Below are 20,275 nucleotides of genomic sequence, written 5' to 3'. Positions count from 1 at the left end.
TTGAGTGGCTGTCTTCCAACCCGTTTCCGCAGCCAACGCGAATACTGGCCAGCTCACCTGCGCCCGGCGCGTCCGCATCGGCGTCACCGTGACGCCGATGCGAACGCAGGGGAATTGAGGTGGGTGCGTCGGTATGGACGCCCAAGGCGTCAGCGGGACGCCAAGTGCGTCGGCCGGGCACTGGCCGGGCTTGCACGTTGCGGCCCGGCCTTGCCGTTAGGGCCGCAGGTCGGTACGAACGGCCCCGGTCTGCGGATCCAGGGGGTACGACAGGTGCTGGTGCACCATCGACCATGCCGAGTCGGTGCGACGGAACACGCGGGTACCACGGGACCACGTCTCGATCAGCTGCCCGTCCGGGCCCGCCGCTTGCACTCGATTGAGGCCCCAGGCGACGGCGAGATCGTCCGCAGCGACGACGGTGAGGTTCGGTACCTGCCAGGTCACCTCACCGGTTCCTGCTTCCAGCCCGTCTTGGCAGACCTGCCGGACTTGCGCCTGGCCGATGTGTTCCAGGGGTGTGATGTGCTCGTAGGAGACCACGTCGTCGGCTATGGCGGCCATCAACCCGTCGAGGTCCTTCGCCGCCGTCTGCTCGAACCACTGTTCGTGCAGAGCCCTGATCTCCAGCTCTGCGGCTGCCCGGTCAGCCGGTTCCGCCAGCGGGAACGAGTGGTGTTCATGGGCGATGAGCCACCGGTCGGCTTCCTTGCGGAGCCCTAGGGTGATGCGCAGACGGTGGTCGGGACGGCGGGCGAGATCGTCAGGTGTGCCGCACCGTAACAGCACGTGCGCGAAGGCAACCTCGGCTCCGGCGGTCACGTCGGTGGTGACGATCTCGAACACGGCGCCGCCGGCCAGCCATCGGAGAAACGGCGGCCAGGCGTCCCGGTACGCGTCGATGCCGCGGACACCGTCCTGCGGGGGCGGCACGTCGAACATCACGATGTCGTCGGCGTGATTGGCAAGGACCCCCGGCAGGTCACCCGCCTGTATCGCGGCCACCCAGTGCTCGATCAGATCGGTGATGAGTTTCTCGTCGTCTCGGTGTTGCTGCACAACCATGTGTGCCTCCTTTCACCGGTACAACCCGGCGCAGGTGGCGAATCCATCGCTGTCCGGCAGAATTCCGCCGTCATCCGGGCAGGCTCGCCGGCAGCCCGAACGCCACGAGGTCGGCATCCAGGAACGACACGACCTCCCCGATGTGCCTGTCGCGCAGGGCCAGAATGTCGAGCCCGCCGGGAAGATACGCGGCCTGCTGGTCGTCCCAGCGATACGTCCCGAAGGCGAGCTGGCCGTTCGCCGTCGTGGGCAGAAATCGCCAGCGACACTGCAGGGGGCCGGCGAGCAGGAATCCGCGGATGGCTGCCCGGCCGGCGAACCAGGTCGCCACCGGCGGCATCGAGTACCGCGCGTCGTCGGTGATCAGCGCGACGATGGCCACGACATCGCCGGCCTCCCACGCTCGCGCGTACCGCTGGGCCAGGTCCCGGACCGCCTCGTCGCCCAGCTTGCGCATCGTGGCCTGCTGCGTCGCGGCAGGCAGTGCCGGGTCGAGGACCGCTCGAGCTCGTTGCATCGCGCTGTTGACGGCGGCCACGCTCGTGTCGAGCTGTTGCGCTACCTCACGCGCGCTGAAACCCAGCACCTCGCGCAGCAGCAACACCGCACGCTGCGGACCGGACAGCCGTTGCAGAGCAGCCACGAACGACAGCTCGATACTCTCCCGCGCCACTGCCTGCGGCTCCGGCCCGAGCCGTTCGTCCGCGTAGGGCTGCAGCCAGAACACCTCGGCGTCGGTTCCGGCAGCCTCGTCGAGGTGGACGGGAAGCTCCCGGCGGCCCCGCCGCTCCAGCATCGACAGGCACCGGTTCGTGGCGATCCGGAACAACCACGGCCGTACTGATCCGCGTGCCTCGAATCGGCCGAGTGCCCGCCACGCCCGTTCCAGCGTCTCCTGGACAGCATCCTCCGCGTCGTGGAACGAGCCCAGCATCCGGTAGCAGTGCGCGTGCAACTCCCCACGCAACGGACCAACCACAGCCGCGAAGGCGTCCGTGTCTCCCGCTTGTGCCGCCACCAGCAGAGCCGACTCCGAACCCGAGACCACAGCGCCAGTCCTCCCGCAGAGGGTCACATCTTCCGAATCCGGATGGTAGCTCTGGATCAGCCGCACGCCGCGATGTGCGTTCTCGCCTCTGCCCGCCCGGCCACCGGGCCGCCACGATCCGGGCCCGGCTCCGCCGAACCGTACGCCAATGCCGCGGCACGCCGGCGAACAGAACACCATCGACATCCGAGCCGCTACCGGCAACCGATCACCACAGACCGGCCTCAATCCGATCGGGAAGTAGAGAGACAGGCGCCGAGCCGGGACGGTCAGAAGGGGGCCGCGCCGAACGTGCCCGCGTGATCGCGGACCCAGGCCGCGTACGACCGCGCCGGGTGCCCCGTGACCTGTTCGATGTCGGTGGTGACCCGCTCCGGTTCGTCGGCGAGCCCGGCCCAGTACGCCAGGGACTTTTCGGCGACCAGCGCACCCATCCACCGGGTCAGTTCCTCGCGGGCCTGCTCCGGCGGCTGGGCCCGGACCCGCAGTGGGCGCCTCAGCACCTCGCCGATGATGCGTACCTGGTCGTGGCAGGTGAGGGTCTGCGGGCCGGTCGCCACGTAGGCGTGACCGGCGTGCCGCGGGTCGAGCAGTGCCCGCACGGCGACGTCGGCGAGGTCCTGTTCGTGCACCAGCGAGCGGCCGGCGGCGGGGAACGGCATGGTCACCACGTCGCCGGCGCGGATCTGTTCCGCCCACTCCAGCGTGTTGGCGGCGAACCCGCCGCTGCGAACGAACGTGCGGGTGCCCGGCGTACGGTCGATCAGCTTTTCGATGTCGGACCAGACGCCCGGCATCGGGCCGTGCTCGTCGCGTTGCAGGCGGGCCGCCGACAGATAGACCAGGTGCCGGACCTGCCCGGTCAGCGCCTCGACCGCCGGTTCGGCTCCGGCGGCCGAGAAGCCCGGCCACAGCAGGAAGGCGGCGTCGGCGCCGTCGGCGGCCTTCGCCACCGTCGCGGCGTCGTGGAGATCACCCTGGGCGATCTCCACCTGCGGGGGGAGTGGGGACGCCTGCGGCGAGCGGACGAGGGCACGAACGTGGGACCCACCGCGCAGCAGGCCGGTGACGACGAGGCGGCCGACACGGCCGGTCGCGCCGGTGACGAGAACTACGGGGGAGGTCATCGGTGACCGTCCTTCCTGATACGTGGACCGGCCCAGCCTGCAACCTCAACAGACGTTGAGGTCAAGCGCCCGCCGACCGGGCGTGGCCGGTCGGCGTTTGCTCACCCGATGGGTCGGTTACGGCTCGACGGTGTTCCCGGGGCGGCCGGGGCGAGAGCCGTGCCGGCCGGTCAGCCGCGTGCGAGGTGCAGGCCGATGTTGGCGCCGAGCCCTTGGCCGTACGCGAGCTGGATGAGGAATTCGACGGCGGGTTCCAGGTAGCGGGCATTGGTCAGCGGGCCGGCGTCGACGGCCTCGAAGCCCAGCTCGTCACCGAGAGCGATGACGGTCTGTTTGGCGTCCGCGTCGTCGCCGGCGACCGGAAGCAGCTGCTTGACGCCGCCGAGAACGGGCGTGTCCAGCGTGGCGGCGAAGACGGTGTTGAATGCTTTGACCACCCGGGAGCGGGGCAGCCGCTCGGCCACCTGCTCACCGGCCGAGGTGCTGTGGCCGATGGTCAATGACATGTAGTCCGCGGCGAGCGGGTTGGTCACGTCGATCACGACCTTGCCGGTCAGGGCATCGCGGACCTCGTCGGTGAGCAGTGCATCGATCGCGGCGAACGGCACGGCGACTACCGCGAGGTCGGCTGCGGCGGCGGCGTCGGCGGCAGCACCGGTCTCCGCCCCCGAGGATGCCGCGGCCGCGGCCAGTCGCGGTGAGCCCGGCTCGCTGGCGGCCAGGACGACGTGGTGGCCTGCGGCGATCAGCCGGGCGGCAAGTGCGGAACCGACATTACCGGCACCCAGAACTGCGATCTTCACGGTCTTCTCCCTGCTTCCTCGTGTCCGGCTGGCGGCATGTCGTGGCCCCCGCCGGTGTAGTTCGAATTCGAACGACATGCAGACGGTAAACGTAGTTCGAGTTCGAATCAACTGAGGCCTCGGTCACATGTAGTTCGAGTTCGAACGACCTGCTACCGTCGTGGGGTGACCGAACGGTGGCTCGACGAGGTGGAGATGCGGGCGTGGGTGGCCTTCCTCGACACCAGCAATCTCCTGCTCCAGCGCATCAACCAGCAGTTACGCGAGGACGGTGGGCTGACTCAGCCGCAGTACGAACTGCTCACCCGTCTCGCCGAAGCCCCCGACCAGCGCATGCGTATGGCCGAACTCGCCCTCGCGCTGGTCACTTCCCGTAGCGGCCTCACCTATCAGGTCAGCCAACTGGAGAAGGCCGGCCTGGTCCGGCGGGAGGCCTGCGCCAGCGATGACCGGGGCATCCTCGCCGTGCTCACCGCGGACGGGCAGCAGGCTCTGCTCAAGGCCGCGCCCGGCCACCTGCGTGTGGTCCGGGAGAACCTGATCGACCAGCTCGACCGGGATCAACTGGTCACCCTCGCCGACACCCTCGGCCGGGCCCGTGCCCACCTGCGCTCGACGGGCAACGGCTGACCCCGGGAACGCATTACCTTCGCGGCCGGGAACCCGCGGTCGGTAGCCCGCGATCGAGCGGGACGGTGGTCGCCTTCTACAGGGTGACGGGTGGGCTCCCGGCCGGGGGCAAGCCGGGAGCCCGGTCCGGTCACCGTGGCGGCGCGGGCGCCTCCGGTGCCTTGGGGCAGGTTCCGCTGCACTCGAATCGCAGGTCCGGTGCGGTGCCGTCGACGGTGACCGTGTCGCAGGACCGGGCGGGCCGCTGGTTCGTGTCGCTGCGTGTCGTGGTGCCCGCCGTCACCGCTGCGGCCACCACGGCGATGGTCGGGGTCGACGCCGGGTTGAACCGGTTGCTGACGCTGTCGGACGGCACGACGGTCGACAACCCGCGGCAGGAGGCCCGGGAACGTGCCGCTCTGGTCCGGGCGCAGCGAAAGCTGGCGCGTAAGGGGAAGGGCTCCCGCAATCGGGAGAAGGCGCGGGTGAAGGTGGCGCGGGTGCATGCCCGGATCGCTGACCGGCGTCGGGATGCACTGCAGAAGGTGACGACTCGGCTCGTGCGCGAGAATCAAGTGCTCGTGATCGAGGACCTCGCCGTGCGCAACATGCTCAAGAGTCACACGCTGGCGCGGGCGATCAGCGACGCCTCGTGGGGCATGTTCCGGACCCTGCTGGAGTACAAGGCGCAGGAGTACGGGCGGACGCTGATCGCGGTGCCCCGCTGGTATCCGTCCACCCGGCTCTGCTCGGTGTGCGGGACACAAGCGCAGAAGATGGCGTTGTCGGTGCGGGAGTGGACCTGCACCGGCTGTGACACCAGGCATGACCGGGACGTGAATGCGGCCCGCAACATTCTGGCCGCCGGGCTGGCGGTGACGGCCTGCGGAGCTGATGTCAGACCTCAACGGGGAACCACCTCCCGGACGGGCGATCGGCGATGAACCAGGAACGACTCTGGGGCGACCCAGTGGAATCCCCGTCCCTTCAGGGCGGGGAGATGTCAACCATGCATACGAGACCGGTGCGGTGCGAGCCGGCAACCGGTGAACATGATGCGCCGACGTACCGGAACAGCGTCGGTTCAGGCGGGATCGGTGCAGACCCGGTTTCGTCCCAGACGCTTGGCCGCGTAGAGGCTGCGGTCGGCGGCAGCCAGCGCCGTCGACGCTGGTGTACCGCCGCCGGTGACCGTGGTGAGCCCGATGCTGGCGGTCACGGCAAGGCCGCCGGTGATCGGCGTCCAGTCGTGCTCGGCGACAGCTCGACGGATCGCCTCGGACGCCTGCCGTCCGGCCGCGGCGTCGAGGCCGGGCAGCAGGATGACGAACTCCTCGCCGCCGAGGCGGGCCGCGGTCGCCGCGGCCGGAATGTGCCGGAGCAGGATCGTCGCGAGCTGCTGGAGTACGAGGTCGCCGACCTGGTGCGACAGCGTGTCGTTGACCTGTTTGAACCGATCGAGGTCGACCAGCGCGACGGACAGCACACCCGGCCCGGCGCCGTCCAGCAGTCCCGGCAGCGTCTCGTCGACGTAGCGGCGGTTGTGCAGGCCGGTGAGCGCATCGCGGTACGCCATCTCGCGGAACGCCTCGCTGGCCCGACGAGCCTCGTCGGCTTCATACACGGCGTGCAGCGTCTGGGCGCGGGCTTCACGTTGCGCGGACTGCAGGGCCTGCGTGTCGCTGTGGAAGCGGCGGTGCTCCTCGAACGCCTCCCGGTAGCGGCCCGCCGCGGCGTACAACAGCGCCTGCGCCTCGCGGGTCTGGGCCCGGAATCCGGGCAGATCCCGGTCGGCGCACAGCTGGACGGCCCGATGCAGAGTGCTCTGCGCGCGGTCGAAGGCACCCTGCTCCCGCTGGGCCTCGGCGGCGGTGACGAGCGCTTCGACCAGGGCGTAGCCCACGTCGAACAGGTGCGCTGACGCCGCATCCCAGAGCGGGGCCAACTCGTTCTCCGCCTTCGCGAACTGGCCGGACATCATCCACACCCGGGCCAGCGTGTCCAGGCTCGTGGCCTGGATCGGCAGACCGTGGCTGCGCGCCGTCTCCCGGATCCGGTCGGCCAGCGTCTCGGCGAGCTGCCGATCTCCCTGCTCGTACGCGGTATAGGTCATGTTGTTGAGAACACGCATCGTCATCACGCCATCGCCGAGCGCGAGGGTGATCGTGAGTGCCTCGTCGAAACGCCGGGCCGCCTCTTCGGACGCACCGGTCTCGTCGAGCATCACCGCGAGAGCCATGATGTGCCGGGCGCGGATCGCCGCCGGGATGTCGGCGTTGGTGTAGGTCATGCACTGCACCGCGTGCCCGAGGGCGTTGGCCAGGTCGCCGACCTGATAGAAGAAGACCGACAGCGATTGATGACTGCGGGCCAGCAGATAGGCATCGCCGAGTTCGGCTGCTTCCGCGTAGACACCGTGGGCGATCCGGCCGGCCTCGACCGTATCGCCTTCCCGGCTCAGCACGTTGCTTCGATGCAGAGATGCTCGCAGGTACAGGTCGCGGCGGCCCAGTCGCTGGGCCGCCTGCTGCGCGTGGACCGCCCGCGTGAGTTCGGCGGGTAGTTGTGCGGCATCGCCGAGTTCCAACTCCAGCAGTTCCGCCGCGAGCTCGTCCGCGGTATGAATTGCCGAATCGTCTGCGATGACGGGTTCGAGCGTCTCGAGAGATACCGCGGCGTGTGGTTCCGCCGTCTGCCCTAGGATCGTCACGTCGCCCCTACCCTTGTGATGTTGCCCCAAGCTTGGGCGCCCGAAGTTGCGATGGCGGCGGGGGAACAGTTGCCGAGCGGTTGGAGACGGCGCCGACCAGGCCGGGGCCCGGGCTTGATTCGATGACGCCGAGGGCGTTCGGGTCGATGCTCCAGGCCGCGGCAACGCGCATGACGTCGTCCTGGTCGGGCCACATGCAGCCCGGTTCCGTCGCCACGAAGCCGAGCTCGATCTCCACCGGTGTGGGCGGGCCGGTCTCCTCGCAACATTCGGTGGTCTCGCTGCAATAGACATGGCGAACCAGCTGCCCGTCGACGGCGAGCGCCCACTCGGCGTAGTCCGCGACCCGGTGATTGCCGAAGTACTGCACCTCGGTGCCGAGCCGGGCGCTGAGATGCGCCACGGACGAGCCGTCGAACCCGCGCACGGCGTTGACCACGAAGATCCATCCGCCGGCCGGCGGCGAGACGAACACCTGATCACCCTGAGAGGCGGCCCTCACGCCCTCGTCCCAGCCGGTCGGGGTGGCGCCGGTCAGGCCGATCGCGGCGGCGACCTGCTCGACGGTGCTGTTCCGTACCGCCAGCCAGGTCCTCTTGATGCCGAAGCCGGCCCCGGCAGGGGTGCCGGGAGGTAGGTGCTCGACCGGAAGATCCGCGATCATCCGCGCAGCCTCGGCGCACACCGCGGCGAGGTCGCCGGCGGGCCCAGCCAGCTCCGCTCCGTGACGGGCCGGTGGTGGGCACTGCCCGTGCCGGTGAGCCGGACCGAGTCGGTGGACAGCTCTTCGAGGTGCACGGTGGCACAACCGTTCAGCAGCTTCCCGTCGACACCGGCGGTGGCGAGCGCCTCCACGTACTCCGGGTTTTCTCCCCACTCCCGGTCCGACTCCGGAAGGGTGGCACGGACGGCCGACAGAAGTGACGCGGTCTCCGGCTCGGCGGTGCACACCGGGCCGACGAGAGAACCCCTGACGATCGGCATGACGATCAGCCGGCCGGTGGCAAGCGTCAAGATCATTACCTGGCGGATCGCCGGCCACCGTGGTTCGCTCGCGTCGAGCACGCGGCGAACCAGCGCGCCGAGCTCGTGCGGGACGTCGATGGCCGGCACCGCCGGCATCTCCGCCTCGGGGCCGAACGGGCCGACCGCGACGTGCCACGTGCTGTCGCGGAGGTAGACCCGCGCGGACTTCTCAGGATGGTATCGCCGGACCGGAACGCCGACGACGTCCTCGCAGAAGGCGCGCCACGAGGCTTTTTCGTCCCGGTACGAATCAGGGTCCAGCGCGTAGAGACGCAGGATCGCCTCGCCCAGCCGCGCGCCGGAGGCATCGCCTTCGACGGCTACCCCCGTGGTGAACCGACCACGCGTCACGAAGGTGCGCTCTTGGAAGACGTGAACCTCGCCCCACACGTTCATGACCTCTCTCCGCGGGTGCCCGCACCTTATCGCCGCCCTCCGAGATGTCGCATGACCGGGATCGGGCCGGTCGTCGAGGGCGTGGGTGTGGCGGTGGCCCTCAGCCGCCGGGGCCCAGTCGCCGGCGGATCGGATGCCGGTGCGCGATCGCCGGTGAGGATGCCCACAAAGGACTCCGTAGGGGACAACAAGGATTGAAGAGTTCCGCTATGTTCCCCGTCGATCCACAACGGGGAACGGGGAACACGTGGCGGGACGACGCACGGTCGCAGGCGCAGCAAGCCTCGCGATGATCACCGCGGGTATCGCGGTGATGACAACGACCACGCAGGCCGCAGCGGCACCGCCGCCCCTGCCTGACCCGGGCCGGGCCGCTGCCGACGCGACCTCGGTCGTGCAGCGCGACCGCAGCACCGTGCGGGGTGGCCCGGACGAGAAGTACGCGGTAAGCGACGTGCTGGTCGACCCGGACGGCAGCCGCCACGTCCGCCTGCACCGGACCTACCACGGTCTCGAGGTGCTGGGCGGCGACTTCGTCGTGCACTCGACGGCCGACGGGCGCCTGAGTTCCACCACGGTGGCGCAGGACCAGGTCATCAAGCTGTCCACGAAGCCCGCGGTCTCCGCGAAGAAGGCGGCGGCGGCGGTTCGGGGCAAGCCGGCCACCACCCTTGTCGTCGATGCGGCCGCGGGTACACCGGTGCTGGCCTGGCGGGTCCGCGGCGACGGCGTCGAGAAGATCCTGGACGCCTCGACCGGCAAGTTGCGCCGCACGGTCGACGACATCCGGATGTCCGGCCACGCGGGCACCGGCCACGGGCAGCTCTCCGGCCCGGTCACGCTGAACACCACCCGCCGCGACGACGGCAGCTACCAGCTCGTCGACCCGGACCGGGGCAACTCCGAGACCCGCAACGCGCTGCGCAGGAACTTTCCCGCGCCGGGCGACACGGCCGCCTTCACCGACGCTGACAACGCCTGGGGCGACGGCACGCTCGCCGACCCGGCCACGCTCGCCGTCGACGTCCAGCACGGTGTGCAGCAGACCTGGGACTTCTTCCAGCGCACGTACGGGCGCAACGGCATCGCCAACGACGGCCGCGGCGCCCTGGCGATCGTCCACGACAGCTCCGCCGACGGGAACGCCAGCTGGAGCGACTCGTGCTTCTGCATGCGGTTCGGCGCCGGCGACTCCCGGAAGAAGGCGCTGACCTCGCAGGACATCGTCGCCCACGAGTGGGCGCACGGCGTGACCAGCGCGACCGCCGACCTCCAGTACTGGGGCCAGTCGGGCGGGCTCAACGAGGCGACCAGCGACATCTTCGGCACGCTTGTCGAGTTCGCCGCCGCCAACCCGGTCGACCCGCCCGACTACCTCATCGGCGAGCAGTCCGACGTCGGTGGCGAGGGCGGGGCGCTGCGATACATGGACGACCCGGCCCGCGACGGCAGGTCGATCGGCTGCTGGGACGGCGCGGACCGCGACGTGCACTATCTGTCGGGCGTACCCAACAGGTTCTTCTACACGCTGGCCGAGGGCAGCGCGCGGTCGGCCTGGAGCGAGGCGACCCCGTGCCGGGGTGCGGCGCCGGTGACCGGCATCGGGCGCGACAAGGCCGGGGCGATCTGGTACCACGCGCTGACCCGCTACATGGTGTCGACGACGACCTTCTCCGAGGCGCGTGCCGCGACCCTGCGCAGCGCCGAGGACCTGCACGGCAAGGACAGCACCGAGTATGCGGCCGTGGCCGCCGCCTGGACCGCCGTGCAGGTCGAGGCGACGCCGTCGGTCAAGCAGACCCCGACGATCGTGCCGATCGCGGACCGGACCGACCGGGTGGGCGACACCGTGCGCCTGCAGGCCGAGGCGACCGACCTGCAGGGCGGGCCGCTGCGCTTCACCGCCGAGGAGTTGCCCAAGGGACTCACCATCAGCGAGGACGGCCTCATCACCGGCACCCTGGTCGAGGACGCCTGGTCGACCCCGGCGATCATCGTGACCGACCCGGACGGGTACAAGGACGTCACCGACTTCTGGTGGGAGGTGCACGCCCCGCCGGTCGTCGAGGACCCCGGGCCCCAGCGCACCGAGGTCGACGCCCTCGTCGAGCTGCAGTTGAAGGCCACCGACCGGGAGTACGTCCAGTGGCAGTTCACCGGCCTGCCGGACGGGCTGAGCGGCAACGATCGAGGCCGCGTCACCGGCTCGCCCACCAGGGAGGGCGCCTTCGAGGTGACCGCCACCGCCACCGACTCGCACGGTACGGCCTCGTCGGTGACGTTCGCCTGGACCATCACGGCGGTGGGGCCCCCGGCGCCGGTACCGGAGCTCTACGCGTTCATGACCGGCAGCGACGTGCAGGTCTTGTGGTTCACCGCGCCGGGCAACCCGGAGACGATCGCCGGCTACGAGGTGACCATCAGCCCGGACGGCCCCACGGTCACGGTCGACGCCGGGGCCATCACCACGATCATCCCGGACCTGGACCCCACCAAGGAGTACACGGTCTCGGTCGTCACCCTCCACCGCGACGGCCGCCGCAGCACCCCCACGACCGCCGAAGTGTGGAAGTGAGCGGTGCGGTAACGGGTGGAACAGGGGAGAGCGGCCGCCTGACCGGCGGTCGCTCGACCTCCTATACCCGCCGCGGGTGCGCGGCTCGTCGTTGACCGGCTGCGCCGTGCGAACGTCGAGGCAGTGTCTTCGGCGTGTCGATGCTCGTGGCCGCGATCATGGTCCCGCCGAGTGGAAACGATCGATGTGCCGGCGGGGTTTCCGGGAGCGGTTCTACCGATGCCTGAATGCACGGGCTGATGCGACTCTCAGGTTGCCGGTCCCGCGGCGCGGGATCGTTGGGCGGTGAGCGTCTCGTGCAACCGTGCCACCGGTGCGGGGCGGGCGAAGTGGTAGCCCTGGGCGAGGTGGCAGCCGAGGTCCCGAAGCCGTTGTGCCTGTGCCTCGGTCTCCACCGCCTCGGCGAGGGTGCACAACTCCAGGCTGCGGCCGAGCTCGACGATCGTACGAACGAAGGCGATCTCCCGCGGGCTGCCGTCCTCGAGTTGCCGGGAGGTGAACGAGCCGTCCATCTTCAGGATGTCGACCGGCAGTTCCCGCAGGTAGGCCAGCGAGGAGTAGCCGGTGCCGAAGTCGTCGATGGCGATCCGGATACCGTGCTCGCGCAGCTGTTGCAACTGACTGACGGTGGTGGCGGCGTCGGTCACAGTGGTGAGCAGCACCGTCTCGGTGATCTCGACGATCAGGGCTTCGCCGGGCAGGTGGGTGTCGGCGAGCAGGTCCAGTAAGCGGCCGGCGAAACCGGTGCCACGCAGCTGGTGTGCCGACACGTTGACCGTCACGGGCAGCCGGTGCTCGTTCCACAGCCCTGCCAGGTCGGTGCAGACCCGGCCGAGGACCCATTCACCGAGGACGGTGATGTCGCCGCTCTGCTCGGCGAGCGGGATGAACCGGGCGGGGGAGATCGGTGTGCCGTCCGCACGGGTCCAGCGCAGCAGAGCCTCGGCGGCGACGATGCGGCCGGTCTCCAGTTCGACGATCGGCTGGTAGTGCATGTCGAGTTCGTCGGTGCCGATGGCGTGTTGCAGGTCGGCGATCAGGTCGCGGTTGGCGCGCCACTGCGCGTACTCGCCGGGATCGAACAAAGCCAGCCCGGTGCCCTCGGCGCGGGCGTTCTGCAAGGCCAGATCGGCGTCGCGCAGCGCGGTCGTGCCGTCCTCACCGGCCGGGATGACGACGGCGCCGACGCTGGCCTGGATGCGGCGGCTGGACGGGCCCGCGACGGGGTACGGCTCGGCGAGCGCCGCCCGTAGCCGCCCCGCCAGCCGGCGCAACGCCTGTTCGTCACCATCGGTGAGCACGGCGAAGGCGTCGGCGTCGAGGCGGACCACCGTGGCATCGCTGGGCGCCGCCGCCCGCAGCCGGTGGCCGCACTCCACCAGTACGGCGTCGCCGCTCTTGTAGCCGAACGCGGCGTTGATGTCGCGGAACCCGTCGACATCCAGAATCAGCAGCACCCGGCCGGTCGTGCCGCGGCGATGCAGTTCACTCTGCAGGACGGCTCGGTTGCCGAGCCCGGTCAGCGGGTCCACGAACGCGCGCTGGTTGAGTGCCGCACCGAGCTGCGCGAGCCGGCCGATCAGCAGCACCGACGTGATGCAGCCAAGAGACAGGACCACGATCAACGGCCCCACCTGACCGTCCGGTACGACGGCGAGCGCGTCGAGAACGGCCAGAGCGGTGATGAGAACGGTCAGTACGACGTAGGCCACCAGGCGGATCCGGGAGAGCAGGTTGGCGTTGCGGGGCATGCTGCCGGTGCTACGCGCCATCGACGGATGCAGCGCTGCCGCGCCGAGCAGGAGATAGGCGCTGAGCCAACCGATCTGGATCCAGTCCGCCGGCGCCTGGCCGCCGCTGAACAGAGCGGCGTAGAAGACGGTGTCGGTCGCCGCCCACAGCAGGGCGGCACCCACCATGAGCCGGTACGCCACGGTCGGCACCCGCGACACCGCGGCGACCCGCACGGTCAGCGCCAGGATCAACAGGTCGACGCCGATGTAGCACAGGTAGCTGGCCAGTCGCAGTCCGCCGAACCGGTCACCGGACAGCAAAGGCACCAGGACGGTCACCCAGACGACGGCGCCGCCACCGGTCAGGGCGATCGCGGCGTCGATCAGCCCGCCGCTGTGGCGGCCGGGCCGCACCCACCAGTAGATGCTGGCGACCAGCATGCCCATCGAGGCGATGAAGCACAGGTCGCCCAGTGACGGAAACCGCGGGGCGCCGCTCGGCGTCATCGCCAGAGCCCAGCCGACATTGGCCAGGATCGAGGCGGCGACCGTGCCGACCAGCAGCCACCACGGCCGTGACCACACCGGCCGGTACCGGCGGATCCCGGTGAGGAGGGCGGCCAGCACCGCGACGGCCACCGCCATGTACAGCCACATCCGTATACCTACGGGGGCCAGCGGGACACCGGCGATCACCAGTACACCGCCACCGAGATACCAGCCCGGCACCGCAGTACGGCCGACACCGCCCGCGGCTGTCGGCCTGTCCCGTCCGCTCACGTTGTAAGCACAGCACGTCAGGGGTTCGGCGGCGGTACGAACGCGGTGCAAGTCCGGTTGCCGCGCGGCCTCTTCCGGTCGGCCGGGGCTATCCGGTGCCGGCCCTCGTGACGGCGTTGCACGGTTGCGGGGCCGGCCCGTAGGAACGTGGGCTGAGCTGCCGAAGTACAGCCGATCACGAGCGAACGGGCGTACGGCTTGTAGGGTGCGGTGAGTGTCCACAAGCACCCCTTCACCCCAGACTAGCCGGGCGCGCTGGGTCGAGTTCCTCGTCCTGGTCGTCGTGGCGGTCGTGGTCGCGGCCCTGGTTGGGACCTTCCTCGTCCAGACGTTCTACATTCCGTCGCCGTCCATGGAGCAGACACTGCTGCTCGACGACAAGGTCCTCGTCAACAAGACCGCCTACCGGTTCCAGCCACCCGGGCGCGGGGAGATCGCGGTCTTCGAACCACCGCTGGAATGGTCGGCCGTTCCCGGTCAGAGCTACATCAAGCGGATCATCGGTGTGGGCGGCGACCACGTCGTCTGCTGCGACCCGGACCGGCGGATCACCGTCAACGGACACGCTCTCGACGAGGATTACCTGTTCCCCGGTGACGCCCCGTCCGACAAGCCGTTCGACGTGACCGTCGGCGCGGGCAGCGTCTTCGTTCTCGGCGACCATCGCAGCGCATCGGGTGATTCGCGCGAACACCTCGACGCCGCGAACGGGACGGTCCCGGAGGACCGGCTGGTGGGACGGGCCTTCGTCACCTTCTGGCCACCGACGAGGGCCCGGAGCCTGTCGGTGCCCGCGACGTTCGCCGACGTCCCGGCCCCTCGCTGACCCGGCAGTGACGGCGAAGGCACCGACCGGCTCGATGCGGTACGGGCCGCGTGAGTGCCGTATCGGCCCCTGGTCAGCGCGCCGGCCGGGTGGTCGTGCGGATCACGACCTGCCAGGTGTGGCCCGTCGATGTGGCGGTGGACAGCCCGAGTGCCACCCGGGCGCAGTGCGCTCCCTGCTCGCGTAGGGACTGCGCCAGGGTGGTCAGGCCGGCGGGGGCGGCCGTGTCCGAGTCGTCCCAGCCGGTGACCGACAGTTCGTCGGGAATGCGCAGGCCCAGGTCGGTGGCGGCGCGCAGCGCGCCGAGGGCGAGTTCGTCGCTCATCGCGGCGATGGCGTCCGGTGGTTCGGTGCCCTGGAGGAGTTCCCGTGCGAACGTTTCGCCTTCGGTGATGTGGTTGACCGGGCAGACGGCGAATCGCAGGTGCACCGCCCGGTGACCGGCGCCGGTCCAGGTGTCGCGGAAGCCCTCCCAGCGGTGCCGGGTGACCGGGAACCTGATCGGAGGGTCCTCGTCGCCGGTGAGCAGCCGGCGGGCGCGGCCACGGTCGAGGGGGAAGCCGAGCACGACCGGACGGCGTGCGGACGCGAACGCCACCTCGCCGATCGCGGCGGCGGCGGCGCGGTCGTCGATGCCGATGACCGGGAGGCCGCCTGTCTGTGGCCCGGCGTGGATCACCGCGGGTAGGCCGGTGTCGGCCACCGCGTCCAGGATCGGGTCGTCGTCGCTGGTGGTCCAGACCACGAAGCCGTCGACGGCGACCTGCGTGACCCGCCGGGCGTCGGTGGGCGCCCCGGTGATCGGTACCAGGGTGAGTCCGATGCCCTCCGCGGCGCACACGTCGGAGACGCCGGCGAGGAAGCGGGCCGCCTGCGGATCCTCGAAGGCGTAGCTCAGCCGCTCGCCGAGTACGACGCCGAGCGTGCCCACCCGGCCGCGGCGCAGGGAGCGGGCGGCGGGGTGCGGCCCGGGGTAGCCCAGTTGCCGAGCCGCCGCGAGAACCCGGGCGGCGGCTTCGGCGGAGACCCGGGCGGGCTGCGAATAGGCATACGAGACGGTCATGGGGGAGACGCCCGCGACTCGGGCGACCTCACGCATGGTCGGCCGCGCTCTCGAGTTGTCGTCGACGCCGGGCATGACCCACACTGTACCTGTGTAACGATACACAGAAGGGATGGGCCCATGCCGTCACCTCAAACCGGCCGACCTGACGGTGCACGCGCCACCGCGCAGAGATTCGAACGGGACACACCGACCCTGCTCTCGTACGCGGTGCTCGGCTGCTTCACGTTCTGGCTGTACGCCTTCGGGCCGGCGGTCACCCTGCTGCGTGACGAACTGGGCTTCTCCTACTCGGTTCTCGGTCTCTACGAGGTGTTCTGGTCCGGTGGCGCCGCACTCGCCGGCGCCGTCTTCGCCTGCGCCGCGCGCCGGTTGCCCCGCGAGGTGCTGCTGTGGGGCTCAGCCCTGGCCACGGCGATCGGCGCGGCCCTGTTCAGCCTGTCCAGCGGGGTACCCGCCACGCTGCTCGGCGCCGGCGCGTTCGGTGCGGCCGGCACGATGCTGCTCGCCGTGATCCAGGCGATCCTGTCCGACCGGCACGGCAGCCGCCGCGACCAGGCCCTGACCGAGGCCAACGTGGGCGCCGGCGCATCGGCGGTGCTCGCCCCGCTGATCCTCGGCGCGCTGGCGGCCACCGCGCTCACCTGGCGCGCCGCGTTCGCGTTGCCCGCCGTCGCACTGCTCGTGCTCTACCTGGTCTTCCGCCGCCGGCCCCTGCCACCCCGGGTCGACGACCACGCCGCCGGTCCGGCCGGGCGGCTGCCGCTGGCGTGCTGGCTGCTCGTACTGCTGACCGCCATCAGCTCGGCGATCGAGTTCTGCCTGGTGTACTTCGGCCCGCAGATGCTCATCGACGACGGATGGACGGCCGCCGCCGCCGGCACCGCGATGAGCAGCAATCTGGCCGGGATCCTGGTCGGCCGGCTGATCGGCGCCGGTCTCACCCGCCGCCCCGGGCGCAGCATCGCCCTGCTCACCGCATCCCTGATCCTCGCACTGGCCAGCGTGATGCTGTTCTGGCTGGTCGACCAGCCCGCGGTCGCCCTGGTGGCGCTGTTTCTGACCGGAGTCGGCATCGCGAACCTCTATCCGCTCGCGCTCGCGCTCGCCCTCGAAGCGGCCGACGGTCAGGAGGACCAGGCCAACGCCCGCTCGCACCTCGTCCTGGGCGTGCTCGTCGCCGCCTTCCCCTTCCTGCTCGGCGGCCTCGCGGATCACTACGGGCTGACCACCGGCTTCGCGCTCGAACCGGCCCTGATCGGCCTGTGTTTCCTGCTGCTCTGGGCCGGCGTCCGAGCCCGCCGGAACGCGGTCCCAGCCGCACCTCCCACCGGCACCCGTAGTCGGTCCGGGCATCCGTGAAGACGCTCCCGGAGACACCGCAACCTCGAGACGTCATGCACGGCGCTCATCGCAAACCGCGAATGTCCTAAGAGTACGGTTGCCGCGTGTCCAAGATCGCCGCCGTACGTGTCGCCCTGCCCGAGCACGTCTACCGACAGGAGCAGGTGACCGAGGCGCTGGCCGAGGTCGTCCTCGGTGACGAGCCGCCGGGATCCGCCCGGCGCGAGTTGATGCAGAAATTGCACACCGCCGCCGGTGTCCGGACCCGGCACCTCGCCCTCCCGCTGGAGTCCTACCGTGACCTCGGTGGTTTCGGAGCCGCCAACGACGTCTGGATCGACGTCGGCGTCCGCCTCGGGGAGCAGGCTTTGGCAGGGGCCATCGTGGACGCCGGCCTGGTCCCGTCCGACGTCGACCTCATCATGACGACCTCGGTGACCGGCCTGGCCGTTCCGAGCCTCGACGCGCTGATCGCGCACCGCCTCGGACTGCGCGACGATGTCAAACGCATGCCCCTGTTCGGCCTGGGTTGCCTCGCCGGGGCCGCCGGTGTCGCCCGGATCCACGACTACCTCCAGGGCCACCCGGACGACGTGGCCGTGCTCCTGTCGGTCGAACTCTGCTCACTGACGTTGCAGCGCGCCGATGACTCGACGGCGAATCTCGTGGGCTCCGGCCTGTTCGGCGACGGTGCCGCGGCGGTCGTCCTGATGGGGGAGAGGCGCGCGGCCGCCGCCGGATTCGGCCGGGCTCCCCGCGTGGTCGCGACCCGCAGCCGCCTCTATCCCGACTCGCAGCAGATCATGGGCTGGGACATCGGTGCGTCGGGATTCCGGCTGGTGCTCTCGCCCGCGGTCCCGGACGTCGTGGACGAGTACCTGCGCGACGACGTCGAAAGGTTCCTCACCGCTCACGGCCTTGCCGTAGCGGACGTCGCCACCTGGATCTCCCATCCGGGCGGCCCCAAGGTCATCGAGGCGATCGTCCGCGCACTCGACCTGAAGCCCGAGGCCCTGGACGTCACGCGCGACAGTCTGGCAACCGTCGGCAATCTGTCGTCCTCCTCGGTCCTGCACGTCCTCCAGCAGACACTGGCGGTCCGCGACCCGATCGCCCCGAACCGCCCGGCGGTGATGCTGGCCATGGGACCCGGCTTCTCCTCGGAACTACTGCTGCTGGACTGGTGAGGGCCCCGTCCGGCGCGGGAGCGGGCCGGACGCCACGGTCAGATGCGGAAGGTGGAGACCAGGCCGCTGAGCTCGGTGGACATGCGGGCGAGTTCGGTGGTGGCCTGCTGAGTCTCGGTGACGCCCTGGCTGGTGATCCGGGCGGCTTCGGCGACGCCGGTGATGTTCTGGGCGATCTCGCCGGAGCCGCCTGCCGCTTCGCCGACGCTGCGGTTCATCTCCGCGGTGGTGGCGGTCTGTTCCTCCACAGCGGAGGCGATCGTGGTCTGGAACTCGCTGATCCGCTCGATCACGGTGGAGATCTCCTCGATCGCGGCGACCGCACCGTGGGTGTCGACCTGGATCGCCTCGACCCGGCGGGAGATGTCCTCGGTGGCGCGGGCGGTCTCCTGCGCGAGATCTTTGACCTCGGAGGCCACCACCGCGAACCCTTTACCCATCTCACCGGCACGGGCGGCCTCGATGGTGGCGTTCAGCGCCAGCAGATTGGTCTGCTCGGCGATCGCGGTGATCGTCTTGATGACGTTGCCGATCTCGGCGGAGGAGTCTCCAAGCTTGTTCATCGTGGCCGCGGTCCTGGCGGTGATGGTGACCGCGTCCGAGGCGACCCGGGCGGCTTCGGCCGCGTTCTGCGAGATCTCCCGGATCGAGGCACCCATCTCCTCGCTGCCGGCCGACACCGTCTCGACGCTGCGGGACACCTCCTCGGCGGCGGCGGACACCGCCATCGCCTGCGCCGATGTCTGCTCGGCGGACGCGGCGATGTTCGCCGCGGTGCCGCTCATCTGCTCCGAAGCGCCGGCGAGTGAGGCCGCGGAACCCTCGATCGTGGTGATCGTCTGCCGCAGCCGGGCGACCGCGCCGTCCAGCGACCGCGCCATCCGTCCGGGTTCGTCGTCGCTGACCAGGCCGGTGCTGCGGGTCAGGTCGCCGTCGGCGAGCCCGTCACACACGTAGGTGACCTTCGTCAACGACTGCACGATCTTGCGGGCGACGATGAGGCCGATCGCCAGCGCGATGATCAGGCCGACGATCAGGGTGACGATCGAGAGGGTCCGGTTGGATTCGTAACCGGTCTTCGCCGCCTCGGCGTTCTTCGCCGCGTCCGCGGTCTCGAGGCTGTCCATGGTGGTGAGATAGTCGAAGATCTTCGTCAGGATCGGCAGCGCTTCCGTGCCCCGGATCTGGGCCCATTCGGCCAGCATTTTGCGGTTGCCGGCCGGAATCATTTTGTTCGTCGCGATGTCGGTGTAAGCGTCCCAGTCGGCCTGCAACTGGTCGATCAGTGCAGCGTCCGAGGCCGGGATACTCGCCCGATAGGCCGCCATCGCCGTCGTGAAGGCTTCCAGATCGGCGAAGTAGGCATCGGTGAACTTCTTGGTGGAGGCGTCATCGACGGAGAGTGCCTGGTTGGCGGTGTCCACTCGCGCCTGCAATACCACCGCCTTCACCTGCCCGACCGCCTTGATGCTCGCGACGTTACTGGTGTAGATGTGCTGGGCGGAGTCGCTGGCACCGGCCAACGCCGACAGCCCGAGGAGCCCGACGGTCAACGCGACCAGCGCCGCGGCCACGACCGCCGCGATGATCTTCACGTTGACACTCAGATCAGCGAAGGATCGCCGCCGGCCGCTTGTACCGGTGCCCGTCTGTACAGAAGAAGTCGTCGCCATAACAGGCCTACTTTCGAACGAAAGTCAGAGTTTTCGCACCCACCGAACGTCTTCTCACCGCCCATCACTATGCGACCGCCTCGAAGGCATCGTGACCGTTTCGGAAATATCCCGGATACGTCAGAGGTAAGGGCCGATGACACCGAATGCGCCCCTGGAGAGGCCATCATGGGGAAGCCGACCGCGCTCGACGGTGAAACTCGGCGTCAGCCTCTTAGTACTGCAACCCGATGTCGTTGCTTACGGCGGTTCGAGTCGTTTGCGGTAGTGACAGGCTCGAGCTTGTTCCTGGCGTCGGCGGCGATATCGG

Annotated in this window: 16 protein-coding genes; 6 read left to right on the top strand and 10 right to left on the bottom strand. The window is 70.0% G+C overall.

The genetic code is table 11. The features are described 5' to 3' along the window. Window positions 1-216 precede the first annotated feature (216 nt). From BC793_RS34725 to BC793_RS34710, 4 genes are all read right to left on the bottom strand, one after another. On the bottom strand, window positions 217-1,065 hold the full coding sequence (locus tag BC793_RS34725) for a YybH family protein (protein WP_109600330.1): 849 nt from the start codon (window positions 1,063-1,065) through the stop codon (window positions 217-219). Window positions 1,066-1,135: 70 nt separating this feature from the next. After that, a complete protein-coding gene (locus BC793_RS34720) occupies window positions 1,136-2,113 on the bottom strand; it encodes a sigma-70 family RNA polymerase sigma factor (RefSeq protein ID WP_373871278.1) in 978 nt (325 codons plus the stop codon). 269 nt (window positions 2,114-2,382) lie between these two features. After that, window positions 2,383-3,240 carry an NmrA family NAD(P)-binding protein gene (locus BC793_RS34715; protein WP_109600328.1) on the bottom strand — a complete coding sequence of 286 codons (858 nt, stop codon included), beginning with the start codon at window positions 3,238-3,240 and terminating at the stop codon, window positions 2,383-2,385. Window positions 3,241-3,410: 170 nt separating this feature from the next. Further along, entirely contained in the window at window positions 3,411-4,043 is a 633-nt protein-coding gene (locus tag BC793_RS34710) for an NADPH-dependent F420 reductase (protein WP_109600326.1), read from the bottom strand. A gap of 165 nt (window positions 4,044-4,208) precedes the next feature. On the opposite strand from BC793_RS34710, the gene BC793_RS34705 reads away from it, so the two are divergent. Both BC793_RS34705 and BC793_RS34700 read left to right on the top strand, forming a co-directional pair. Then, window positions 4,209-4,673 (top strand): MarR family winged helix-turn-helix transcriptional regulator, encoded by a 465-nt coding sequence (locus BC793_RS34705; RefSeq protein ID WP_109600324.1) that lies wholly within the window; start codon window positions 4,209-4,211, stop codon window positions 4,671-4,673. Window positions 4,674-4,738: 65 nt separating this feature from the next. Further along, window positions 4,739-5,596: an RNA-guided endonuclease InsQ/TnpB family protein gene (locus BC793_RS34700; RefSeq protein WP_346265297.1), complete on the top strand. Its 858-nt coding sequence runs from the start codon at window positions 4,739-4,741 to the stop codon at window positions 5,594-5,596. Window positions 5,597-5,736: 140 nt separating this feature from the next. Here the strand turns inward: BC793_RS34700 and BC793_RS52475 are convergent, their stop codons facing one another. The 3 genes from BC793_RS52475 to BC793_RS34690 are packed head-to-tail and all read right to left on the bottom strand — an operon-like array spanning window position 5,737 to window position 8,784. After that, a complete protein-coding gene (locus BC793_RS52475; protein WP_158319449.1) occupies window positions 5,737-7,362 on the bottom strand; it encodes a GGDEF domain-containing protein in 1,626 nt (541 codons plus the stop codon). A 7-nt stretch (window positions 7,363-7,369) separates the two neighbouring features. After that, the gene (locus tag BC793_RS49870) at window positions 7,370-8,026 is read right to left on the bottom strand and encodes a hypothetical protein (RefSeq protein WP_158319448.1); all 657 of its coding nucleotides are present in this window, start codon (window positions 8,024-8,026) and stop codon (window positions 7,370-7,372) included. Further along, the gene (locus BC793_RS34690) at window positions 8,023-8,784 is read right to left on the bottom strand and encodes a hypothetical protein (RefSeq protein ID WP_109600318.1); all 762 of its coding nucleotides are present in this window, start codon (window positions 8,782-8,784) and stop codon (window positions 8,023-8,025) included. The genes BC793_RS49870 and BC793_RS34690 overlap by 4 nt, the downstream gene beginning before the upstream one ends. A 289-nt stretch (window positions 8,785-9,073) precedes the next feature. Here BC793_RS34690 and BC793_RS34685 point away from each other — a divergent pair, with 289 nt between their 5' ends. Beyond that, the gene (locus tag BC793_RS34685) at window positions 9,074-11,359 is read left to right on the top strand and encodes a M4 family metallopeptidase (RefSeq protein ID WP_109600316.1); all 2,286 of its coding nucleotides are present in this window, start codon (window positions 9,074-9,076) and stop codon (window positions 11,357-11,359) included. A gap of 248 nt (window positions 11,360-11,607) precedes the next feature. On the opposite strand, the gene BC793_RS34680 is transcribed toward BC793_RS34685, so the two are convergent. Continuing rightward, the gene (locus BC793_RS34680; protein ID WP_146246578.1) at window positions 11,608-13,749 is read right to left on the bottom strand and encodes a putative bifunctional diguanylate cyclase/phosphodiesterase; all 2,142 of its coding nucleotides are present in this window, start codon (window positions 13,747-13,749) and stop codon (window positions 11,608-11,610) included. A gap of 337 nt (window positions 13,750-14,086) precedes the next feature. Between BC793_RS34680 and lepB the strand changes: the two genes are divergently transcribed. Continuing rightward, a complete protein-coding gene (gene lepB / locus BC793_RS34675) occupies window positions 14,087-14,698 on the top strand; it encodes a signal peptidase I (protein WP_109600312.1) in 612 nt (203 codons plus the stop codon). A 73-nt stretch (window positions 14,699-14,771) separates the two neighbouring features. On the opposite strand, the gene BC793_RS34670 is transcribed toward lepB, so the two are convergent. Beyond that, on the bottom strand, window positions 14,772-15,836 hold the full coding sequence (locus BC793_RS34670) for a LacI family DNA-binding transcriptional regulator (protein WP_203896681.1): 1,065 nt from the start codon (window positions 15,834-15,836) through the stop codon (window positions 14,772-14,774). Between the two features lie 45 nt (window positions 15,837-15,881). Here BC793_RS34670 and BC793_RS34665 point away from each other — a divergent pair, with 45 nt between their 5' ends. After that, window positions 15,882-17,123: an MFS transporter gene (locus tag BC793_RS34665; RefSeq protein WP_109600311.1), complete on the top strand. Its 1,242-nt coding sequence runs from the start codon at window positions 15,882-15,884 to the stop codon at window positions 17,121-17,123. Between the two features lie 86 nt (window positions 17,124-17,209). Beyond that, window positions 17,210-18,292, top strand: a complete 1,083-nt coding sequence (locus BC793_RS34660; protein WP_109600309.1) for a type III polyketide synthase — start codon at window positions 17,210-17,212, stop codon at window positions 18,290-18,292. A gap of 38 nt (window positions 18,293-18,330) precedes the next feature. Here the strand turns inward: BC793_RS34660 and BC793_RS34655 are convergent, their stop codons facing one another. Beyond that, a complete protein-coding gene (locus tag BC793_RS34655) occupies window positions 18,331-19,965 on the bottom strand; it encodes a methyl-accepting chemotaxis protein (protein ID WP_109600307.1) in 1,635 nt (544 codons plus the stop codon). Between the last annotated feature and the right edge of the window lie 310 nt (window positions 19,966-20,275).

It is taken from the genome of Actinoplanes xinjiangensis (assembly GCF_003148685.1).
GTDB lineage: Bacteria > Actinomycetota > Actinomycetes > Mycobacteriales > Micromonosporaceae > Actinoplanes > Actinoplanes xinjiangensis.
The sequence above is the reverse complement of the archived record's forward strand: the minus strand, read 5'-3'. Positions and strand labels throughout refer to the sequence as shown.

What these genes read in the sequence shown, in the direction of transcription:
- BC793_RS34725 (WP_109600330.1), bottom strand. Translation starts at nt 1,065, where the DNA reads ATGGTTGTGCAGCAACACCGAGACGACGAGAAACTCATCACCGATCTG.
- BC793_RS34715 (WP_109600328.1), bottom strand. Translation starts at nt 3,240, where the DNA reads ATGACCTCCCCCGTAGTTCTCGTCACCGGCGCGACCGGCCGTGTCGGC.
- BC793_RS49870 (WP_158319448.1), bottom strand. Translation starts at nt 8,026, where the DNA reads ATGATCGCGGATCTTCCGGTCGAGCACCTACCTCCCGGCACCCCTGCC.
- BC793_RS34690 (WP_109600318.1), bottom strand. Translation starts at nt 8,784, where the DNA reads ATGAACGTGTGGGGCGAGGTTCACGTCTTCCAAGAGCGCACCTTCGTG.
- BC793_RS34685 (WP_109600316.1), top strand. Translation starts at nt 9,074, where the DNA reads ATGATCACCGCGGGTATCGCGGTGATGACAACGACCACGCAGGCCGCA.
- BC793_RS34680 (WP_146246578.1), bottom strand. Translation starts at nt 13,749, where the DNA reads ATGTGGCTGTACATGGCGGTGGCCGTCGCGGTGCTGGCCGCCCTCCTC.
- BC793_RS34670 (WP_203896681.1), bottom strand. Translation starts at nt 15,836, where the DNA reads ATGCCCGGCGTCGACGACAACTCGAGAGCGCGGCCGACCATGCGTGAG.
- BC793_RS34665 (WP_109600311.1), top strand. Translation starts at nt 15,882, where the DNA reads ATGCCGTCACCTCAAACCGGCCGACCTGACGGTGCACGCGCCACCGCG.
- BC793_RS34655 (WP_109600307.1), bottom strand. Translation starts at nt 19,965, where the DNA reads ATGGCGACGACTTCTTCTGTACAGACGGGCACCGGTACAAGCGGCCGG.